Source organism: Vibrio sp. OPT46, assembly GCF_015163535.1.
Classification (GTDB): domain Bacteria; phylum Pseudomonadota; class Gammaproteobacteria; order Enterobacterales; family Vibrionaceae; genus Vibrio; species Vibrio alginolyticus.
In genome coordinates this window covers 59,014-64,186 of the sequence record NZ_JADDYG010000397.1, presented here as the reverse complement: position 1 = coordinate 64,186, position 5,173 = coordinate 59,014, and the positions used below count along the sequence as shown (strand labels likewise).

The 5,173-nt window shown below is 44.2% G+C and carries 5 protein-coding genes; all 5 read right to left on the bottom strand.

Features of this window, described 5'->3' with window-relative positions:
• Window positions 1-761 (bottom strand): POTRA domain-containing protein (locus IQR33_RS18420; protein WP_322631781.1); only part of this gene is annotated, 761 nt, incomplete at its 3' end.
• A gap of 44 nt (window positions 762-805) precedes the next feature.
• Window positions 806-2,164, bottom strand: coding sequence for a sigma E protease regulator RseP (gene rseP / locus IQR33_RS18415; protein WP_005380334.1), 1,359 nt, complete (start codon window positions 2,162-2,164; stop codon window positions 806-808).
• Window positions 2,164-3,369, bottom strand: a complete 1,206-nt coding sequence (ispC, locus tag IQR33_RS18410) for a 1-deoxy-D-xylulose-5-phosphate reductoisomerase (RefSeq protein WP_054576288.1) — start codon at window positions 3,367-3,369, stop codon at window positions 2,164-2,166. The genes rseP and ispC overlap by 1 nt, the downstream gene beginning before the upstream one ends.
• A gap of 50 nt (window positions 3,370-3,419) precedes the next feature.
• Window positions 3,420-4,262, bottom strand: coding sequence for a phosphatidate cytidylyltransferase (locus IQR33_RS18405; protein ID WP_005385351.1), 843 nt, complete (start codon window positions 4,260-4,262; stop codon window positions 3,420-3,422).
• Window positions 4,263-4,274: 12 nt separating this feature from the next.
• Window positions 4,275-5,030, bottom strand: coding sequence for an isoprenyl transferase (locus IQR33_RS18400; RefSeq protein WP_005380331.1), 756 nt, complete (start codon window positions 5,028-5,030; stop codon window positions 4,275-4,277).
• Between the last annotated feature and the right edge of the window lie 143 nt (window positions 5,031-5,173).

Genomic DNA, 5,173 nt, shown 5'->3' with positions numbered 1-5,173 from the left:
ACCCCTTTCTTGTCAGGAGAGATTGCAACTTGTGTCGAATCAACGTTAAATTTTAAGTAACCACGATCCAGGTAGAATGATTTGAGTGCTTCAATATCACCTGCAAGGACTTGCTTTTGATACTTTTCATCAGAAAGGAAATTCCACCACGGCACATCAACATTTAAGTTAAAGCGCGAAAGCAGTTCTTCATCACTGAACACTTCATTACCGATAAAGTTGATTTGCTGAATTTTTGCCGACACACCTTCAGTAAAGACAAACTTAAGATCAGAACGATTACGTGGTAGTGGAGTCACCACCGCTTTTACTGTTGCGTTGTATTTACCTACGCTGTAGTAAAAGTCTTCTAAGCCTTTTTCAATGTTGCTTAGCGTGGTGCGGTCAAGCGCTTCACCTTCACGAACGCCAGACGCGTTCAGGTTTTCTTGTAGCTGCTCGTCCTTGATTGCTTTGTTACCTGAAAAAGAGATGCTTGCAATGGTAGGACGTTCTTTGACTTGAACCATCAGAACACCACCGTCACGCAACACTTTCACATCTTCAAAGTTACCAGATGCATACAGGGCGCGGATAATTTCTGCAACATCGCCTTGGCCAATGGTATCACCGACACGTACAGGCATTTTCAACAATGCAGCACCCAGTGCTACACGTTGCAATCCATCGATTTCAATATCTTGAACTACGAAGTTCTCTGCTCCATTTGCAGATACACTGGTCGCCAGTAAACTTGCAAATAGAATTCGCTTAATCGCCATACTTGTTCTAATTATTCCTTGCTACTGCTTTTGTCTCTGAACTATCACAGACGAGTAAAATCATTAAATAGCGCTAACGCCATGAGCGAGAAGATAATCGCACCACCAATTCTAAAGCCCATTTCCTGCACTTTCTCAGGAACAGGACGTCGAATGACTGCTTCAATTGCAAAAAACAACAAATGACCGCCATCCAACATTGGTAAAGGAACGAGGTTAATAATACCTAGGTTAACACTAATTAGAGCGAGAAAACCTAAAAAGTAGACCAAACCATAATCTGCTGTCGCGCCTGCGCCTTTGGCTATTGATATTGGTCCACTCAGATTATTCAGACCAACGTCTCCAACAATAAGCTTCTTAAGCATGCTGATTGTCAAACCAATGACTTGGCCAGTTTTGTCTACTGCTTTACCTATTGACTCGAATACACCAAACTGAAGATCGAAGCGATAACTTTCTGGCCATTCTGCGACTTTAGGTGCAATACCTGCAAAACCAACGACTTCTTTGTTAGCTAGCTCACGGCTACCGGGCGTCAGCGTCAATGTTTGCTCATAACCCTGACGTAACACCGTCAATTCAAGCGGTGTATCAGGATTAGAACGAACCGCTTCAACCACTTGCTTCCATTCGGTCACGCGTTGTTGACCAATTGCGACAACCTCATCACCTGGAAGCACACCGGCTTTTTCCGCCGCTCCACCTTGCGAGACCTGCTCGATAACTCGATACACCTCCGGTGTATACGGAGCAAAACCTAACGACTGCATCGCTGACTGAGTTTCTGGGTCGAACTTCCACTCACGTAAATCGAGCGTTTTCGTTACTTCTGAACCAACTTCATTCGCTGACGTTAGTGTTACCGTCATCAAATCATCGCCAATATGAGAAATCAATCCCATATTTACTGATTCCCAATCCGGAGTTTTGATACCAGATATCGATTTAAGTTCCATTCCAGATTCAATTCCAGCTTCCGCAACAATCGAATTGGGCGTAACTTCACCAATTACAGGCTTAACAGCAGGGATGCCAATTAGAAATACCAGCCAATAGGCAAAAATTGCGAAAAGAAAATTAAAGATGGGGCCAGCCGCAACAATAGAGGTTCGCTTCCATAACGGCTTCTTATCAAACGCTAAGTGCTTCTCATGTTCTGGCACCTCATCGACACGGCTATCAACCATTTTCACATAGCCGCCGAGAGGGATCATTGAGATGCTGTACTCCGTTCCGTCTTTGCCTACTTTACTCCAAATAGACTTGCCGAAACCGATTGAAAACTTTTCAACTTTAACGCCGCAACGGCGAGCAACCCAAAAATGCCCAAATTCGTGCACGGCAACAAGAATGCCCAGTGCGACGATAAAAGAAATGAGATTCCACAATATACCAGTCATCAGCTACGCTCGCGTATGGTTTCTAGGGCAATAGTTCGTGCCATTCTATCTAGCTCGAGCAAGCTTTCCAAGCTATTCGCATTCTCAGCTTTGCAGCTTGCGTTGATTTTATTCAACACAGACTCATTGATGCGAGCAATATCGGTAAAACCTAGTCTGTTATTTAAAAATGCATCAACAGCGACTTCATTAGCTGCATTCAATGCCGTTGTTGCGTGTTGACCTTCATAACAAGCATCAATTGCGAGTTTTAAACATGGGTAACGAGCAAAGTCAGGCTGCAAAAACGTCAGCTCACCAACTTTCGTGAAGTCTAGCGGCTTAACCCCAGCTTCTACTCTTGACGGGTATGACATGGTGAGCGCAATTGGCGTCGCCATATCCGCTTCTCCCATTTGTGCCAAGACCGAACCATCACGATACTGAACCATAGAATGAATCACAGATTGAGGATGAATAACCACCTTCAGTTGTTCGCGAGCAGCATTAAATAGCCACTTAGCTTCGATATACTCAAGGCCTTTATTCATCATCGTGGCAGAATCAACAGAAATTTTTGGCCCCATCGACCAGTTTGGATGAGCGATCGCCTGAGCGGGTGTCACCTGCTCCAGTTCTGCGATGTCAGTGTAACGGAAAGGACCACCAGATCCAGTCAACAAAATATGAGAAATGCCATGTTCTTGTAAATTGCAACGACCTAGATTGGTTTGTACTTGCTGTGGTAAACATTGGAAAATGGCGTTGTGTTCACTGTCGACGGGAAGTAGCTCTGCGCTAAATTCTTCTACAGCATCAATAAATAGCTGGCCTGACATTACAAGTGCTTCTTTATTTGCCAACAAGACTCGCTTACCTGCTTTCACGGCAGCCATGGTAGGCAATAAGCCAGCGGCTCCTACAATAGCAGCCATTACACTGTCGACCTCGTCCAGCGAAGCTATATGACATAGCGCATCAGTACCACCTAGCACTTCGGTACCTGGCGAAACCGAGTGTAGCTCAGCTTGAAGTTGAGACACCGCAGCTTTATCTGCCATGACCGCATATTTAGGTTGCCACTGACGACATAGACCGATCATCTTTTCAACGTTAGTGCTTGCCGCTAAGGCAACGACAGAAAACAGATCTGGGTTTTGTTCGACCACTTTAAGCGTGCTTGCACCAATTGATCCAGTAGCACCAAGAATCGTTAACTTTTGCATGTTGTAAGACCGTTAGAAAGCTCAGGAGCGACGACGCCGCTCCTGATAAATTAGAATACGTAGTAAAGAAGAGCAAAAACTGGGAATGCTGCGGTTAGGCTGTCGATACGATCTAGCACACCACCGTGCCCTGGGATAATGTTACTGCTGTCTTTAATGCCTGAGACACGTTTGAACATACTTTCAACCAGATCACCAAGCACTGAAATAACGACAGTAACCAGCGTAATCAGCACCATATGGACAGGGCTAGTGAACTGGATATCGAACCAATCAGCAAATGCCCACGCTACGATTAATGCCGTGATAATGCCACCAATTAGCCCTTCAATGGTTTTATTGGGGCTTACATGAGGAGCCATCTTACGTTTGCCTAAGCTTTTGCCTGCAAAGTAGGCGCCGCTATCTGCAGCCCATACCAAGAAACAAACGTACAACACAAGCTTTGCGCCGTGGTATGGATCTACAGTGATGTCATACGCTCTGAGAATAATCACACTCCAAAGGAATGGGATTAATGTCAGAAAACCAAATACATGACGTAAAACAAAATTACTTTGCCAAGATTTCGTCGTTTTGGGGTAAGTAATCGCCATTAAGCTAGCAATAATCCACCAAACAAAACCAATACCCAAGACGACATAATGAGGTGTCGTTAAGTGATTGAGGCTATATGCATCAGGCGAGATGTATAGAAAACTAAGTCCGGTAATAATGATTGCCGGCACAAGGGCAGCAATGCGAGAGTTGCTTCCTGTAAACTGAGTCCACTCCCAAAAACCTAATAGCGTTATTGCAGTTAAAGCGGCAATAAAGCCCATTAGCGGTAATTTAAAAATGCCTAAAATAACCAGGGGAGCTAAAATTAGTGCTGTTATTATTCTCTGTTTCAAACTAACTAGTCCTTATTGAGCTGCCATCAATGCCTTTATTTGTTCACCTGTACAGCCAAAACGACGTTCTCGGTTGATAAACCAAGTTACAGCTTCTACCAAACTGTCTTCATCGAATTCTGGCCAGTACTCTGGTGTAAAGTACATTTCTGCATAAGCCATTTGCCACAACATAAAGTTGCTGATGCGGCACTCTCCACTGGTGCGAATTAAAAGATCCACTTCCGGTAGGTCTGCCATGGTCAAATGCTCAGTGATTAGCTGCTCATTGATATCCTCTACACGAATTTCACCGTTACGTGCTTTTAGCGCTAACGTTTTAGCAGCTTCTGTGATGTCCCATTTACCACCATAGTTGGCTGCAATGTTGATCACCATACCCGTGTTATCTGCCGTTAGGTTTTCTGCTTCTACAATTTTCTTTTGTAGACGCTCACTAAATCGACTGGTATCACCGATCACGCGCAACCGTAAATTATTTTTGTGTAGTTTTTTTACTTCACTAGACAGGACCGTGATAAACAGTTCCATCAAAAGACCCACTTCTTCCTCCGGACGACGCCAGTTTTCACTACTAAAAGCAAACAGCGTCATGGCTCTAATGCCTAGTTTTGAAGCAGCAGCCACGGTCTTACGAACGGCACTAACGCCTTTTTTATGACCAAATACGCGAGGTTTTCCTTTGGACTTAGCCCAACGGCCATTACCGTCCATAATGATGGCAATATGCTTAGGAAGGGAATCAGAGAAGGCTTGAGAATTTTGCATAGGGAGTTAATTGAGTTCCATCAGTTGGATAGACTAACATAAAAAAACGCTGAGCTGTGAGCACAGCGTTTTCCAACAGTGATGTGTGTGGGAGTATTAAACTTCCATCAACTCTTTTTCTTTTGCAGCAAGAACTTCATCGA